Below are 15,876 nucleotides of genomic sequence, written 5' to 3'. Positions count from 1 at the left end.
TAGAGTTATCGAAACCTTAATGGCACTTTTGAGCTGCATTTAATGCAGCAGTGACCCCTTTTAAGGAATAAGTATAAGTGGTATGCGTTCCTCGTTTTGATATCGCTTGCACTGTCATATTGCTTCCAGCACGCATAGCAGAAACAAGCTGCTTTTCTAGCTCTGATGACGCCAGCCAAGCTGAGGAATCTTTCGTGAAAAAATCAAAGTCCTTACCTCCAATGGTCACTGTCACTCTCGACCCTTCTTGAAGGGTATAACCAGCCATAAACTGCGGTTCAAACGAAATAGGTGAATGAGAACGCTTGGTAACCAAGAAAAAGTTATCACCATGATTAACTGTCGTTGGAAGAGCCTTCAAAGGTACCGATAACACATAGCAAATCGTATTTTTGGGCGATTTATAAGAATAGGCTCCCCACGCTTCAAATTGATTTAAACGGCTTGGCGTTTGTGCATATGCCACTCCCGCTGTAACAAGAACCATTACAGATGCAGCAATAACAGTCTTTTCAAACATCTTCATTTAGCTCACTTCTTTAGTCTCTAACAAGATTTTCTTCATTGGAAAAATTCAACAAAAACTCCTCGATATTCATGTGTTATTGTCCTAATTCCTTCAATAAGCGAAATATTTTCACACTAATCAAAATAGATTTCTACGTTTCATTGTGACCTTTTAATCGTTACCAAAACATAAACTTCTTATTCAATAACCACATTAAAAAATAATATCTTCATTTTACGCTACTTATTTCGTTTTTGTATAAAAAACGATTTCTTTAAGCTATAGAACTTCAAAACGAGATGAAAATATACCATCACTCTGTTAAGAAATAAACCATACTCTTTATATCACAAGCAATCTGATGCAAAATTTTGAAAATACACCCCGGACTCCCCGCAAAAAAGCTTAATCGCCTTACGAATATCACTTCTCGACTTTATGCATTCAATATATTTATGTTCGCAAAATACTCCATCTTTTACTCATTATAGTGCATTCATATTTCGTATTCAATATCGTCCCGATAACACTTTTTCTCAATCTTCAAAAGACCTTGTAAAAATAATAAAATATTATCAAGATATTAATAATAAAACATAAAGAGTTTAGATTCTATCTCAATAATCACATACAACTTTGTTTCTTTTGATCTTATTTCCCTATATATTTCATCTCCAATTATTAATTTCTAAAATGATTTTAGTAGCTTATAATAGCTTAATCGTATTATTTTAATGTATTAGACGATATTTTTCTTTCTGTTATAAAAAACTTCTTAAGAATTCTTTGGGAAAGTCTCCTTATCTTATTTCTAAGTAATTTATAAAAAGAAATATAAAACTTTTTTCTATAGCAGTTCTAACATTACCGTTTTTTAAACAATATTTTAATCAATTAAAGACACTTAAATAAATCTTCCTATGCATAAAAACTCTTTCACCCAACCTAAAGGTATAATTTTCATTCTTACCGTACAAAATTGTTCTTTAGCATGAGCTCTATACAACAGCAGACATCTAAATCATATCTATAAAATAGTTGATCTCTCCACTTGTGAAGAAGAAAGCTGGCACCATAACACTATTTTCCAGCTCCCAATGTTTTGCTACAATTCTCGATACTTGAGACGATTCATAGGAAGCATTTTTACCCCTTTCTTGTACAGTTTTTATCCACACGCTAATTCCGTTTACAACATGCAAGGAAATGGTTTTGATTGATTCAACATAAACAAGTTTGGAATGAGAGAATTTTACAATATTCGGATCTCTCATCCAACATGCGAAATAGTGAATTATATTTAAAATCAATATCTTGCTATACTGAAGATACAATATATCTCTTATTTCTTCTTGAGCATTAAAATATTATCCCTAAACACTCAAACTCAACTTACAAAAAAATTCAATGCACAAATAAACTTTTCTGTTGATTTCTTTCCCGCTTTCAAAGGACGAACATTCCTAATCCAATCTGGACTGAAAAAGTTTGGATTCTTGTCGAGCGGTCTCCTCTTTTCTTCCCACTCATGTGATTCACTTAACTAAAGGCTCTACAGACAAGTCCTGCTTAAAAATATTTACCACGCACTCTAAAAGCACTTAATATATTAAGAAGACTTACAGAATTTATCTCACCATATCTCAAATGATAGTGTTTTTACAGTATAACAGGATAAAAGAATCCACGAACATAATAATTAGATGCTTTAATATACGAGAACAAGAAAGGAAAAGCCCTACATAACCTTTTGTTATTAGTCTTAAGATGCAAATTATATTATTTCCTACGCTCTGTAGTGCATACCTCGCAATTTATACGCTCATAATAACTTTTAAGCTGCATTTGATTCTGAAGTTTGAATCAATAAAGCATAAAGCGCATTGGCATTATGCGTACTGCGCAACTTTTGTACAACATCAGTGTGACGCAAAACACGTGCGATCTGTGATAAAGCTTTTAAGTGATCTGCACCAGCATTTTCAGGTGCTAAAAGGAGAAAAACGAGATCTATAGGTTCGTCGTCAAGAGCTTCAAAATCAACAGGACTTTCAAGACGTGCAAATATACCAATGATCCGATTAATATCAGGTAATTTTCCATGAGGAATCGCAATACCTCCACCCAAACCCGTTGAACCAAGCTTCTCGCGTTGTAAAACAACATCAAAAATCACATGCTCACTAAGACCTGTTAGCTTGGAAGCTTTTTCGGCTAAAATTTGCAGAACCTGTTTTTTCGAATTAGCATTAAGAGCCGGAATGATCGCTTCCGGTGCTATTAACTCACTCAAATTCATACTTTAATTTTCCTCTTACACGCTAAAATGCTCATCAATAAACCTATAAACGCTATAGATACTTAATGTTCTTTCACTTTTCGCAACATCGCATGTGTTTTTACTTTTCAATTTATAATGGGTGATAGCTCAATACATCTCATATCACTTCTAAAACAATAATAAATAGTATTCGGATCATCATTAACGGCATGAGAAACCAAACAAATGAAGTTGTTCATAAAGTTAATTTCCTTACGACTCTAGAAAAGTCCATTATTCATAAATTTATTAAACTTGTCATAAGAGTTGATGTATAATCCGCCATCAGAGTTTTTCTTTCTTTAAAAATGAGCCCTTAAATTAAGATGAAAAGCATACTGAGCAAAATGGACCTTTACTTTGAAAATTACTGTATAGCTTGAACATCGACTTATAACAAGAATATAAAGATTTTTAGAAATTTAATGATTATTTTAAAAGATTTATAGATTTAGCCTGATATCTGTAGCCAAGCTCCTATTTTCAAATAGACCATGTAAACCAATAAAATACGACAACTCCTATTGAATAACCGCAATATATAAACCGGTGCTCCCATCAAAATACCTAAAACAGCATCATCGATATATTATTTGATTCGACAGAGAAAAATATGATAAATATCTCTTACCTTTCAATAACACACGCATTTATTGAGCGCTTCGTTTATCACTCATTATCACGTTAATCTAGTGATATCTTTTTTATGATACAATTATGAGTAAGCTAAACTTATAAAACAACAAACTAACCTCTAATGATGAAGCCTTTTCCACCACTCAATAACAACATTAAGGTTATAGTCATAAAAGAAGTTTTGGCATAAATAAGGAAATTTTCAGTAATAATGTTTGGTTAAACTTAAATGGAAACTCGTGAAAGCTGTAAAATCAAAGAGAAAACTGATTTCCCAAATAAATTCTGCGTACATCAACGTTGTTGATAATATCGTTAGGACAACCGTGAACTAACACCCGCCCTGTATGAATAATATAAGCGCGATCGACAAGCCCTAATGTCTCACGCACATTATGATCCGTTATTAAAACACCAATGCCACGCCTCGTTAAATGACGAATAAGTTGTTGAATATCGAAAATAGCGATAGGATCAATTCCTGCAAATGGTTCATCAAGTAACATAAAATGGGGACGAGAAGCTAAAGCGCGCGCAATTTCAAGTCGCCGACGTTCACCTCCAGATAACGAAAGTGCAGACATTTTACGTAAATGATCAATTTTAAATTCATGTAAAAGGCTATCTAACTCTTCACGTTGTTTAAGGCGATCTTTTTCAACGACCTCTAAAACAGCTTTAATGTTATTTTCTACTGAAAGACCACGAAAAATAGACGCTTCCTGTGGAAGATATCCAATACCTAAACGCGCACGTCGATACATCGGAAGATGCGTAATATCAAATCCATCAATTTTAATGGATCCTCCATCAGATTTTATAAGCCCTGTCACCATATAAAAACAAGTTGTTTTACCTGCCCCATTGGGCCCTAAAATGCCAACGGCTTCTCCCGTACGAATACCAAAAGAAACACCATTAACAGTTCGTCTTCCTCGATAAACTTTAATCAAATTACTGGCAATCAAGGTCCCTTTTAAGGGATTTTTTGAAGCTTCACTTTCAAGATTATACCTATCGGTCTGTTTTTTTCTTTTGATTCCAAACATGAAATCTTAATGGCCATTCTTTTGATTTTGTTTTAAAATAATAGAAACACGACCTTTTTTCTTAGGCGTCTCACAACCTTCTAAAAAAGCCTTTCCGCTTTCCATATTTGCCGTTAGTTTGCACCCCGTTGCCACATTGTCACCATCAGTTAACACAACATGATTCCCTGTCAAACTCATCATTTTTGACTTTCCATCAAAAACACCTTTATCACCCGTAGCAACTTGCGTAGCAATTTTTATATAAACTTTTCCTAAAGCTTCCATTTTTTGTATACTCGACGAACCAAATAAAGAAACAGATGATGCCTTTGTATCTTCCTTGTTTTTATCAATTTCTTTATATGCTTTATCGTAGTAAACAACTAATTCTGCCGTTTTTAAAAGACGTTCACCTTGTACCACTGAAACATCACCCTTAAAAAGCGCTATCCCTTCTTTATCACGTATTTCCAAAGAATCTGCATGAAGTTCTACCGGTTCTTTATCGCTTGATAGACTTATTCCAAAATGAGCCACTTCAGCATATCCTAAAACTGCTCCTTCTCCTAACATTCCCATGCTAAAAGCTAACATCACACCTATCCATCTTTTGTACGATTTCATTATTTCAATTCTTCTGTTTGTATATACACATACTTCTCTTTATAAATATCCTTTAAAGATTTGTATTGATATTGCGTTATTGCTTTTGAAGCACTAAATGCACACCACCATGGAAATATATGTTTTTTCCTTTTTCTCGAATTTGTAAGGCGTTTGCGGCAAGATTCAAACCGGCTTGCTGAATATTAACACGTTGATCTGTTTTTAACTGTCCCTCGGATAAGTTAATACTAGCTGACATAAATCGTACCATCATCCCATCATTCGTCGTAATCGTGAATGGCTTATCCAACTGTAAAAAACCATTAATGTTATCGTAAACTCCCCCTTGTGCGACGAGAAAAACCTGTCGTTGTTGGCCCATAAATGCTCTAGCTGTAATGTTTTGCAACCCAATCATTCCAGCGTGTGTATGGTCTTGAAATGCCTTTTCTGCTTTAAGCCAATAAGGTTCATGAGCACGCGTATACCCTTCTAATTTTGGATTGAGCATCGTCAAATTCATCACGCCACTTTCTCCATTATTCAAAGGCATAGAATCAGAAGTAACGGGAACCAAGAAAAACGTAAACCAGCAAAAAACCAGCGCTGAAATCAACGCTAAGAGAGGTAAAAAAATTTTTAATATGCTAATGCGACGCGAATGACGGGATGCTTTTTTTAAAACATCTCCAAAAGATGATTGCGTTGAAAAGGCTTCATAATGATTGTGTACGGACATACTCTCCTGATCTCTTAAATCCTCCGCATTTTTAATCTGTATACCCTTTATAGAAGGTATTTTCAAATTTTGTTTCTTGCAATTTGTTTTTTCTTGATTTTATTTTGCTTTTATCCGTTTATATATTGTAATATGCATGGAGTGCACAATTACAAAATTTTTTTGTGTGAAAGTGAGGCTATTGTGGTAAAATCAGAGCTTGTACAAATTATCGCTCGTCATAACCCGCATCTTTTTCAACGGGATGTGGAGAATATTGTAAACGCTATTTTTGAGGAAATTGCAACAGCACTTGCAAATGGCAATCGCGTTGAACTTCGTGGATTTGGAGCTTTTTCTGTAAAAAGCCGTTCAGCCCGTAATGGACGTAATCCACGAACAGGTGAAGCCGTTTCTGTTGAAGAAAAGTGGATTCCTTTTTTTAAAACTGGCAAGGATTTACGCGACCGTCTTAATCAGTGAGAAACTTATGATAATTAAACGTATTCTTCTAACAAGTATCGGTGTGATTCTCGCAGCGGTTTTGATTGTTTTTATCGTGGCTAATCGTCAAATGGTTCCGTTAACCCTTGATCCTTTTCGAGCAAATCCTGAAAGTTTTACTTATCATGCTCCCCTCTTTATATGGCTCTTTATTTTCTTTGGTTTTGGTATTTTATTAGGAAATCTGATCAGTTGGTTTTCCTATCACAAATACAAAAAAGCTCTCAAAAAAAGTAAAGCCGAGATTGAAAAATTGAAAACATCTATCACAAATCTGGTGTAATGGTGTTTAAATGAAATCTTTTCTCTCTGTATTTTATATTCAGTACAGAGTTAAAAGTGCTCTTCTTCTTTTTTTATACATGTTTTAATTGACTTTAGCTTTTTTGCACTTTTACGAAACATTTAAGAGCTTTATAATATATTTTTATACCTCATATACCGTGATACAAAACATGCCCGCACAATGCTTTCAATTCTCCCATAACAATAGATATCCGCAGGAAAAGCTGCCCCTTATTTTAGAAACGGGTATAAGCGAAAACTATGCTCTCATTGATTCTGGTCATGGACAAAAATTAGAACGTTATGGAGCTCACCGCATTATTCGACCAGAAGGTCAAGCACTATGGAAACCCGCTTTACCACAAAAACAATGGGCTGATGTTGATGCTATTTTCACAGGAAACCTTGATGAAGAAGGGGTTGGGCGTTGGCATTTTCCTAAAAAGCCACTTGATGAAACATGGGCTCTTGCTTGGAATGGATTGTCTTTTCTAGGCCGTTTTACTTCCTTTCGTCATGTGGGGGTTTTTCCTGAACAAGATGCCCATTGGCGCTCTATGGAAGAACAAATTGTTAAAGCCGAACGCCCTATAAAATTGTTGAATCTTTTTGGCTATACAGGTATTGCCTCTTTGATTGGAGCACGAGCGGGTGCGAATGTTACCCATGTTGATGCTTCTAAAAAAGCCATTGCGTGGGCAAAAGCTAATCAAGAAAGAGCAGGATTACCAGATCATTCTATTCGCTGGATTTGCGATGATGCTATGAAATTTGTCGAGCGTGAACTGCGTCGTAAGAAAAGCTATGATATGATTCTTCTTGATCCCCCTGCTTATGGGCGTGGACCCCATGGTGAAATTTGGCAACTGTTTGATCATTTACCCGCTATGATCACAAATTGTCGTAAACTTCTCTCTGATAAACCGCTCTCTGTTGTCCTTACGGCTTATTCTATTCGTGCTTCCTTCTTTGCACTTCATGCTTTAATGCGTGATGCATTTGTAAATCTTGGTGGTACGGTCGAATCAGGAGAACTCATTTTGCGTGAAGAAGTTGCAGGACGTGCTCTTTCTACTTCTCTTTTTAGCCGTTGGATTGCTTGAATATGTGTAGACCCAAAACTGGTAGAGTGAAAGAAATTACCTCTCTTAGCAACCCCATCATAAAAAATCTTAAAGCACTTAGCCAAAAGAAAAACCGTAATAGAGAAGGTCTTTTCATGGCAGAAGGATTGAAATTGGTCATTGATGCTCTCAATCTTGGCTGGATAATACAGACGCTTATTTTTTCTAAAAGTGAAATCGGTAATGCTACTATCGAAAATACTGCCGCACGTGCTGTAGCCAACGGTGGTTTTGTTATTAAAGCCTCACAAAAGGTTATGGAATCACTTACCCGACGCGATAATCCACAAACAGTTATTGGTATTTTCAAGCAAAAATGGCACTCTTTTGAAATGATAAAAGGGCAGATTAAAGATGTTTACATCGCGCTTGATCGTGTACGTGATCCTGGAAACCTTGGTACCATTATTCGAACCGCTGATGCTGTAGGTGCTAAAGGTGTTATTTTAATTGGCGAGACAACAGACCCTTTCTCGCCTGAAACAGTACGTGCAACCATGGGATCTATTTTTTCTGTACCACTTTATCGTTTTGATGAAAACGGCTTTTTAAACTGGTCTTCTCACTTTAAAGGTATGATTGTTGGAACACACCTCAAAGGTTCTCTGGATTATCGCACACTTGACTTCAAAAATGGCCCTATTATCCTTTTAATGGGGAATGAAAAACAGGGATTATCAGATCTTCTTACGAATCGGTGTGATAAACTTACGCGTATTCCACAAAGCGGACGAGCAGACTCGCTTAATCTAGCTGTAGCAACAGCTGTTATGCTTTATGAAATCCGTCGCCCCTATTTAATACTGGAACCATGTGAGGAAAAACATGATTCGTAAATCACTCCCTTTTCTTCTCTTGGGCTTGGCTTTTACAGTAGTACTTGATCAAGCTGTTAAATACTGGGTTATGCACAATATGCCTTTAGGAACAGAAATTTCGCTTATTCCTTTTCTTTCCCTTTATCATGTGCGCAATTCTGGCATTGCATTTTCGTTTTTTTCTTCCTTTTCTCAGTGGGGAATCATCGCCATCACGATCATTGTGATTATCTTTCTTCTATGGTTATGGAAAAATACTGAATATAATAAGTCTTTAATGCGCTTTGGCCTTATTCTTATTATTGGGGGAGCCATCGGCAATCTCATTGATCGTATTCGCTTTCATCATGTCACTGATTATATACTTTTTCATATTGATGATATTTTTTATTTTGCTATTTTCAACCTTGCAGATAGTTTTATCACTCTCGGTGTTATTGCCATCCTTATTGAAGAATTGCGTACTTGGATGAAAGGAAGGCGTCATTCCAATAGTACATCTTCTCACTGATATGTTCATTGCCTTAGAAAACAGAGATCTTTGATCATCACAAGTCTGATTACGCATTGATTTCTCTTAATGAATTCTTGTTGCTCGTCATTTCACGTGTTTCTCTTCATGGGACGATAAGATCTTACTTTCTTTTCAACTTCACATTTCTACACTTAGTTAGTGCAAAAGAAATGAACTCAAATAGAAATCAATATTTTTTATCCATGTGTCCTACATCACAATTTTTGAGGAGACATTTCACAGCATTTGAAGTTCTGTTTATTTGATTAGAACAATTGCTTTTCGTATGTTTTTTAGTTTTTACAGATATCGCTTTTACAGAGCCTTTCTTAAGTGCTTCGTTTAAAAACTTTCCTTTTTTATTTTATATATTGTTTAATAAAAAACATTTTTTCAACTATTTTCAATGGTGTATTGTTAAAGCAACATATTGATTATAAATATAAATTACCATTTTTCATATTGAATAAAAGCCCTTACTATCCTAAATCTCTTTTATTTGGAATCTTTTCATATTGAATCCATTAAAACCATGTCTCTTGCAAGACACAAGCAAGTCAATAATCTTGATTGATTTAATATGAACAGATTTTCAACCAGAGAATCTTGCGATATTCGGAGTATCATTTAGCATTCAAAAAGACAATTTATCATTATACATCAATATATTATATAAAAATCCAATTCAATAGCTCTTATAACCGTGCAAAACAGATGCAATATTGGAGGTTGAAAATAGTGTGATGATACTTGCCGCTCTTCTCATAAACGCAAAAATAGTGAATATTTTATAAGGGATTGTATTACATAGTTTCTGTGAAAATAGAAAAGTTTTTAAGTATAGTCTTTTTATCTTGCAAAAATATGGCAAAAAATGGAAATATTTTTTATTAAAATGAACTATTTCCTTACCAATTTGTAAGGTTCCTTCTTCATATAAATCTCTTGTAATTTTTAAATAAATCTCCATAATAAGAGCATATATGCTGGAATTCTGTCAGTGATTCTCTAAGGGTTTTTGTATTTGCCCAATTAAGGCTTATACCAAGCTTATCTGTGTAATGACAGAGACACCTTTAAAGCCCTATACCTGACAGAACATATGCTAAAGGATTTTATATTATGGCTAATTTTAAAGATTTACGTTCGGCACCTGCTTCTCATGCCGATGCATCAATTGATCAGGGATTACGCGACTATATGTTGGGTGTCTACAATGCAATGGCCATTGGTTTGCTTATTACAGCTGCTGCCGCTTATGCAATTGTATCATTAGCAACGACAACAGATATGAGCCAAGCAGCAGCTCAAATCAATAGCAGTGTTTATCTAACACCATTTGGAGTAACATTTTATACATCGCCATTCTCTTATATTGTTATGTTTGCACCACTCATAGCAGTCTTATTTCTCAGTTTTAAAATTAATACATTGAGCACAAATGCTGCTCGTAGTCTCTTTTTTGGTTATGCTGCTCTGGTTGGTCTTTCACTGTCTTCAATCGTTTTGCGCTATACGACAGAAAGTGTTGTGCAAACCTTTGTCATTTCCGCCGCAACTTTTGGAGCTCTTTCACTTTATGGATACACAACAAAGCGTGATCTCACAGCAATCAGTTCATTCTTATTCATTGGATTGATCGGCTTGTTGCTTTCCATGATTGTGAACATTTTTCTTGGATCAAGCGCTTTGCAGTTTGCTATCTCTGTGATTGGTGTTTTTATCTTTGCTGGTTTAACAGCCTACGATACCCAGAGCATTAAGTTGATGTATTATGAAGGAGATGAAAGCGATACCAGAGGACGTAAAGTTATTATGGGCGCGTTGAATCTTTATCTTGATTTCATTAATATGTTTGTCTTCTTGCTACAGTTTCTTGGCTCAAACCGTGATTGATTGCAAAAATCATAACTTAATTAAAGAACCTTGTTTCTAAAAGAGACAAGGTTCTTTTGTTTTTAGTGTAAATCTTTACCCTCTGCTTCTTAGAAACTATTCTTTTCGCAAAATGACAAAAATCCCTTATAAGCAAAAATTCCCTTGGTTTACCGGTTTTATCCAACAAAAACTCCATAGCTCCTTTTTAAATACAATTCACAGCCGCTCTCATCATCAATCAAACATCATCAATCAAAATAGTAATTATGATCTGACCGTTGCTTCCTATAATGTGCATAAATGTGTAGGTGTTGATAAAATTTTTAATCCTACAAGAATTGTCCGTGTTATTACTGAATTACAAGTTGATATTCTTGCTCTTCAAGAAGCAGATAAACGTTTTGGGGAACGCATTGGTTTGATTAATCTTCAGCTATTAAAAGCTGAAACCGGTTTGATTCCTGTACCTCTTAATACTATGTCACCTCATGGCCATGGTTGGCATGGGAATGCTCTTTTTTTGCGAAAGGGATATGTACGTGATACTTTACAAGTCACTCTTCCTAGTATTGAACCACGTGGGGCTGTAGTTGTAGAGTTGGAAATGGAAGCAGGCCCTATTCGTATTATTGCGGCTCATTTTGGCTTATTACGTTACTCTCGTAAACAACAAACAAAAATGCTCCTTGAAATTTTCCAAAAACGCTCCCTTATGCCTACACTCCTTATAGGAGATTTTAATGAATGGCGGATGGGAAAAGGCTCATCTTTAAATCATTTTTCTCCCTATTTTGATAGCACTTTTGAAGTTGTACCAAGCTTTCCCTCTCGCTTTCCTTTTTTAGCCCTTGATAGAGTTTTTTCTTTTCCCCACCAATTGGTAACAAGTATTGAAAATCATCATTCACCGCTTGCACGCATTGCTTCAGATCATTTGCCTATCAAAGCCTATCTTAATCTTTCTAACGCAATCAACATTCTTAAAAATAAATAAAAAAATTAATGTGCCTCATCCCAATTTTGAGCCGTCATGACTTTTACTTCAAGCGGTACAGATAAAGATAGAACCGGTATTGTAGCATTTTCCATAACATTTTTAACAACAGTCATGGTTTTTTTACTTTCTTCTTCTGGTACTTCAAAAATCAGTTCATCATGCACTTGCAGCAACATTTTTGCTGATAGTTTTTCTTCTTTTAAAGCATCTTCCATATGTATCATAGCGCGGCGAATAATATCGGCCGCAGAACCTTGAATTGGAGCATTGATAGCTGCCCGCTCATTAAGAGAACGAATTTTTACATTCTTTGCTTTTATTTCTGGATAATGGATACGACGTCCAAAAATTGTTTCTACATAACCATTTTCACGTGCAAAGATTTTGGTCTTCTCCATATAATCTTTAATTCCTGGAAATCTTTCAAAATACAGTTGAATATAACGACCCGCTTCTTGGCGTGAAATTCCCAATTGATTGGCTAATCCAAAAGCTGAAATACCATAAATAATACCAAAATTAATCGCTTTTGCACGCCGTCGTATATCTGAATGCATTCCTTCTATCGCAACACCAAACATTTGTGATGCCGTTATAGCGTGAATATCATGCCCTTTAGCAAAAGCTTCTTTCAATGCTTTTATATCCGCAATATGTGCAAGAATGCGCAACTCAATCTGACTATAATCAGCAGAAAGTAACACACGTCCTTTGGGAGCAATAAAAGCTGTTCGGATTTTACGCCCTTCAGCAGTTCGCACTGGAATATTTTGCAAATTTGGCTCTGATGATGATAACCGACCTGTTGATGTTATTGCCAAAGAATAATTCGTGTGAACTCGCCCTGTTTTTGAAAAAATATAAGAAGGCAAGGCATCTGTATAGGTAGATTTTAGCTTTGCAAGTTGACGCCACTCAATAATTTTACGCGGTAAAATATGACCTTCAGCAGCCAACTCTTCTAAAGTCTGTGCAGAAGTTGACCATTGTCCACCCTTTGTTTTAGCGCCTCCAGGCAATCCCATTTTGCCAAAAAGGATATCCCCTAATTGCTTTGGCGAAGCAATATTAAACTTTTCATCAGCTTGTTTATGAATTTCCTCTTCTAGAATCAAAGCAGCTTGTGCCAACTCTCCGGAAAGACGCAATAAAATCTGCCTATCAATAAGAATCCCCCGTTCTTCCATTCTTGCAAGAACTTTTACAAGGGGTCGATCAAGACGCTCATAAATTTTTGTCATCCCACGAGCAACAAGTTGTGGTTTCAATACTTGCCAAAGGCGTAGCTTTATATCAGCATCTTCCGCCGCATAAAGGGTTGCTTGTTTTAAATCTACTTGTGCAAAAGAAGTAATTTTTTTTCCGTTATGCGTTAAATCTTTATAGGCAATTGGTTTATGCTCAAGCCAACGTTCAGACAAATCATCCATATTATGGGTTAAAGTTCCAGCATCAAAAGCATATGATAAAAGCATGGTGTCGTCAAAAGAGCTTATCATAATGTCGTATTGCTTCATCACCAACCAATCATATTTTATATTATGACCAATTTTTAACACCGCTGAATCTTCTAATATCGGTTTTAAAAGTGCTAAAGCTTTTCGGGCCTCAATCTGTGAGGCAATGCGCCCGCCCCTCAAAAGATCCTCTTCTCCTTCATCAAAATGTTCAAGAGGTATATAAGCTGCTTTTTCCGGCTGTAATGCGAGTGAAAAACCAACAAGCTTTGCTTGCATCGGATCAAGAGATGTTGTTTTAGTATCAAAAGCGAAAAAACCCTGCTCCTGTGCTTGTGATAACCACTCTTTTAAAATTTTCTCATCAAGAATTGTTGTATAAGCAGCTCTTGTAATTTTTTGAGTCAGCGCTTGATCTTTACGTTTTTGTGCAAAAACTTGTGGAGAATTTTCAGAAAAACTATGAAGAGATGCGTGCTCAGTATTCTTGATCTCAAAATCATGCCTGATTTCAGAATCATGCCTGGGGCTTAGTTTTTCCCATTCAACATCTATATCAAGTGCATCAATAACAGCTGCATCGCATGACGTTGCCTCTGCCACGCGACGCGTTAATGTTGAAAACTCCATCGCTTTCAAAAAAGCAATTAAACGTGGACCATCTTGTGGTTCCAAAACAAAATCATCTAAATCATTATCTATAGGAACATCTGTTTTAAGCCTGACAAGTTCACGAGACATTTTAACTTGTTCTCTATAAGCTTGAATGTTTTCACGCCGTTTTGTTTGTTTAATTTCTGTTACGCGTTGCAATAAAAGATCAAGAGAACCAAATTCATTTAACAACTGAGCTGCAGTTTTTGGACCAATGCCTGGAATACCCGGTACATTATCTGTTGAATCTCCAATTAATGCTTGTAAATCAATCATTTTTTCAGGCGCAACACCCCATTTTTCTATAACTTCTGAGATACCTATATGCTTATCTTTCATTCCATCATACAAAGATACATGCGTATTTACGAGTTGCATAAGATCCTTATCAGAAGAAATAATGGTTGTTTTTGCCCCAACCTTTGTTGCAAATTTTGCATAGGTAGCAATTAAATCATCCGCTTCAAAGCCTTCCTTTTCAATACAAGGCAAATTAAAAGCCTTCGTTGCTTGGCGTATTAGCGCGAATTGAGGAATTAGATCTTCAGGAGGTTCAGCGCGATTCGCTTTATATTCAGGATAAATTTGTTTCCGAAAAGTATCAGATGAATAATCAAAAATAACAGCAAAATGTGTTGGAACAACACCCGTAGCTGTATTACGAGCATCACAAAGTAATTTCCATAACATATTGCAAAAACCAGCTACTGCTCCTACAGGAAGTCCATCCTTTTTACGTTTTAAAGGCGGCAAAGCATAATAAGCACGAAAAATATAGCCTGATCCGTCAACCAAAAAAAGATGATCTGTTGCTTTCATGACAATTTTTTCTCCATTTCAGCTAAAAAAAACAAATTACCCTTATATTTTTTTTCACTTTGCCTCTAAAAAGCCATTTTTTCTCTTCATAAGACGTGAAGTCGTTGCACTTTATATTAAGTACCTAGAGCTTTTCTTTGCTGTTACAGGATTAATAGCTTTCATTTTGCTCCTCCTATGATAGCTGAGGTACGATGTAGCGACAGGGTCGTTGTGGTGTTCCCCTCCCCACAACGACCGTTTTTTTGACATCGATATTCTTTAATTTCAATCGTGACTCTTTTAGATAAAAGATGATGTTATTCATGAATTTTGAAGTTATTCCACAGAGCTTTTTCACCCATTTTGTAGATAAAATCAGCGTGTAACTTTTTTTCTTGCATACTCAATCTTGAAGGTAAAGCCTGCGGGCGAATTTTAACGGCATAAGATGTATCTTTATCGTTCTGGATATGTTCATCAACATCCCTTCTGTTATCAAAACCCAATACACCTTGCTTTCCACCGATGAGCTCAATATAAACATCGGCTAGAATCTCTGCATCAAGCAAAGCACCATGAAGAACACGATGGCTGTTATCAATTCCAAAACGTTTGCATAAAATATCAAGAGAATTAGGACCCATAGGAAATTTACGCCGCGCCATAGCCAATGTATCAAGAATATTATCAACACTGATAAGCGGTTTGTTGACGCGTTTTAATTCTGCATTAATAAAACCAATATCAAAACTCGCATTATGCGCAATCATTGTCGCATCTTTGATAAATTCCAAAAATTCATCAACAATATCACTAAAACTTTTCTCGTTTTTCAAGCGTTCATTGGTTAATCCGTGAATTGCTACAACTTCATCAGGAATAATAACGCCTTCAGGGTTTAAATAAACATGAAATTGGCGTCCTGTGAGATAACGATCAACCATTTCTACACAACCAATTTCGATTATGCGATCTTTCTCTTTATCTAAACCTGTTGTTTCTGTATCAAAAATAATTTCACGCAT

At 35.7% G+C, this 15,876-nt stretch carries 14 protein-coding genes; 7 read left to right on the top strand and 7 right to left on the bottom strand.

The genetic code is table 11. The features are described 5' to 3' along the window. Window positions 1-16 precede the first annotated feature (16 nt). The 5 genes from ACFIMG_RS07670 to lptC all read right to left on the bottom strand — a co-directional run bounded on the left by ACFIMG_RS07670 (window position 17) and on the right by lptC (window position 5,840). Window positions 17-520 carry an invasion associated locus B family protein gene (locus tag ACFIMG_RS07670; RefSeq protein WP_375611465.1) on the bottom strand — a complete coding sequence of 168 codons (504 nt, stop codon included), beginning with the start codon at window positions 518-520 and terminating at the stop codon, window positions 17-19. Window positions 521-2,342: 1,822 nt separating this feature from the next. Beyond that, the gene (ptsN, locus tag ACFIMG_RS07665; protein WP_375606109.1) at window positions 2,343-2,807 is read right to left on the bottom strand and encodes a PTS IIA-like nitrogen regulatory protein PtsN; all 465 of its coding nucleotides are present in this window, start codon (window positions 2,805-2,807) and stop codon (window positions 2,343-2,345) included. Between the two features lie 911 nt (window positions 2,808-3,718). Then, the gene (gene lptB, locus ACFIMG_RS07660) at window positions 3,719-4,513 is read right to left on the bottom strand and encodes an LPS export ABC transporter ATP-binding protein (protein WP_012754448.1); all 795 of its coding nucleotides are present in this window, start codon (window positions 4,511-4,513) and stop codon (window positions 3,719-3,721) included. A 6-nt stretch (window positions 4,514-4,519) separates the two neighbouring features. Then, a complete protein-coding gene (locus ACFIMG_RS07655; RefSeq protein WP_375612778.1) occupies window positions 4,520-5,119 on the bottom strand; it encodes an LptA/OstA family protein in 600 nt (199 codons plus the stop codon). Window positions 5,120-5,195: 76 nt separating this feature from the next. Continuing rightward, on the bottom strand, window positions 5,196-5,840 hold the full coding sequence (gene lptC, locus ACFIMG_RS07650) for an LPS export ABC transporter periplasmic protein LptC (RefSeq protein ID WP_375678852.1): 645 nt from the start codon (window positions 5,838-5,840) through the stop codon (window positions 5,196-5,198). A gap of 183 nt (window positions 5,841-6,023) precedes the next feature. On the opposite strand from lptC, the gene ihfB reads away from it, so the two are divergent. From ihfB to ACFIMG_RS07615, 7 genes are all read left to right on the top strand, one after another. Continuing rightward, window positions 6,024-6,302, top strand: a complete 279-nt coding sequence (gene ihfB, locus ACFIMG_RS07645) for an integration host factor subunit beta (RefSeq protein ID WP_273790186.1) — start codon at window positions 6,024-6,026, stop codon at window positions 6,300-6,302. Window positions 6,303-6,309: 7 nt separating this feature from the next. Further along, window positions 6,310-6,606, top strand: a complete 297-nt coding sequence (locus ACFIMG_RS07640) for a lipopolysaccharide assembly protein LapA domain-containing protein (RefSeq protein ID WP_273790185.1) — start codon at window positions 6,310-6,312, stop codon at window positions 6,604-6,606. 172 nt (window positions 6,607-6,778) lie between these two features. Continuing rightward, window positions 6,779-7,711 (top strand): class I SAM-dependent methyltransferase, encoded by a 933-nt coding sequence (locus ACFIMG_RS07635; RefSeq protein WP_375678853.1) that lies wholly within the window; start codon window positions 6,779-6,781, stop codon window positions 7,709-7,711. Window positions 7,712-7,713: 2 nt separating this feature from the next. Then, the gene (locus ACFIMG_RS07630; protein ID WP_375678854.1) at window positions 7,714-8,568 is read left to right on the top strand and encodes a TrmH family RNA methyltransferase; all 855 of its coding nucleotides are present in this window, start codon (window positions 7,714-7,716) and stop codon (window positions 8,566-8,568) included. Continuing rightward, the gene (gene lspA, locus ACFIMG_RS07625) at window positions 8,558-9,061 is read left to right on the top strand and encodes a signal peptidase II (RefSeq protein ID WP_375678855.1); all 504 of its coding nucleotides are present in this window, start codon (window positions 8,558-8,560) and stop codon (window positions 9,059-9,061) included. Before ACFIMG_RS07630 ends, lspA begins: the two co-directional genes overlap by 11 nt. Window positions 9,062-10,186: 1,125 nt before the next feature. After that, a complete protein-coding gene (locus tag ACFIMG_RS07620) occupies window positions 10,187-10,960 on the top strand; it encodes a Bax inhibitor-1/YccA family protein (protein ID WP_375678856.1) in 774 nt (257 codons plus the stop codon). Between the two features lie 112 nt (window positions 10,961-11,072). Beyond that, complete coding sequence (locus tag ACFIMG_RS07615) at window positions 11,073-11,936, top strand: endonuclease/exonuclease/phosphatase family protein (RefSeq protein ID WP_375678857.1); 864 nt, start codon at window positions 11,073-11,075, stop codon at window positions 11,934-11,936. Between the two features lie 5 nt (window positions 11,937-11,941). Here ACFIMG_RS07615 and polA read toward each other — a convergent pair whose 3' ends face one another. Then, window positions 11,942-14,869 (bottom strand): DNA polymerase I, encoded by a 2,928-nt coding sequence (gene polA / locus ACFIMG_RS07610; RefSeq protein WP_375678858.1) that lies wholly within the window; start codon window positions 14,867-14,869, stop codon window positions 11,942-11,944. A 299-nt stretch (window positions 14,870-15,168) separates the two neighbouring features. Then, on the bottom strand, window positions 15,169-15,876 hold the full coding sequence (gene dnaQ / locus ACFIMG_RS07605; protein WP_375628525.1) for a DNA polymerase III subunit epsilon: 708 nt from the start codon (window positions 15,874-15,876) through the stop codon (window positions 15,169-15,171).

It is taken from the genome of Bartonella sp. AP11XZML (assembly GCF_042196445.1).
In the GTDB taxonomy this organism is placed as follows: domain Bacteria; phylum Pseudomonadota; class Alphaproteobacteria; order Rhizobiales; family Rhizobiaceae; genus Bartonella.
This window is presented reverse-complemented; position numbering and strand designations above follow the sequence as displayed.

Bases quoted from the DNA above. Each gene is read 5' to 3' on its own strand.
- ACFIMG_RS07670 (WP_375611465.1), bottom strand. From the start codon at position 520: ATGTTTGAAAAGACTGTTATTGCTGCATCTGTAATGGTTCTTGTTACA.
- ACFIMG_RS07630 (WP_375678854.1), top strand. From the start codon at position 7,714: ATGTGTAGACCCAAAACTGGTAGAGTGAAAGAAATTACCTCTCTTAGC.
- polA (WP_375678858.1), bottom strand. From the start codon at position 14,869: ATGAAAGCAACAGATCATCTTTTTTTGGTTGACGGATCAGGCTATATT.
- lspA (WP_375678855.1), top strand. From the start codon at position 8,558: ATGATTCGTAAATCACTCCCTTTTCTTCTCTTGGGCTTGGCTTTTACA.
- lptC (WP_375678852.1), bottom strand. From the start codon at position 5,840: ATGTCCGTACACAATCATTATGAAGCCTTTTCAACGCAATCATCTTTT.
- dnaQ (WP_375628525.1), bottom strand. From the start codon at position 15,876: ATGCGTGAAATTATTTTTGATACAGAAACAACAGGTTTAGATAAAGAG.
- lptB (WP_012754448.1), bottom strand. From the start codon at position 4,513: ATGTTTGGAATCAAAAGAAAAAAACAGACCGATAGGTATAATCTTGAA.
- ACFIMG_RS07635 (WP_375678853.1), top strand. From the start codon at position 6,779: ATGCCCGCACAATGCTTTCAATTCTCCCATAACAATAGATATCCGCAG.
- ACFIMG_RS07640 (WP_273790185.1), top strand. From the start codon at position 6,310: ATGATAATTAAACGTATTCTTCTAACAAGTATCGGTGTGATTCTCGCA.
- ACFIMG_RS07620 (WP_375678856.1), top strand. From the start codon at position 10,187: ATGGCTAATTTTAAAGATTTACGTTCGGCACCTGCTTCTCATGCCGAT.
- ACFIMG_RS07615 (WP_375678857.1), top strand. From the start codon at position 11,073: ATGACAAAAATCCCTTATAAGCAAAAATTCCCTTGGTTTACCGGTTTT.
- ptsN (WP_375606109.1), bottom strand. From the start codon at position 2,807: ATGAATTTGAGTGAGTTAATAGCACCGGAAGCGATCATTCCGGCTCTT.
- ACFIMG_RS07655 (WP_375612778.1), bottom strand. From the start codon at position 5,119: ATGAAATCGTACAAAAGATGGATAGGTGTGATGTTAGCTTTTAGCATG.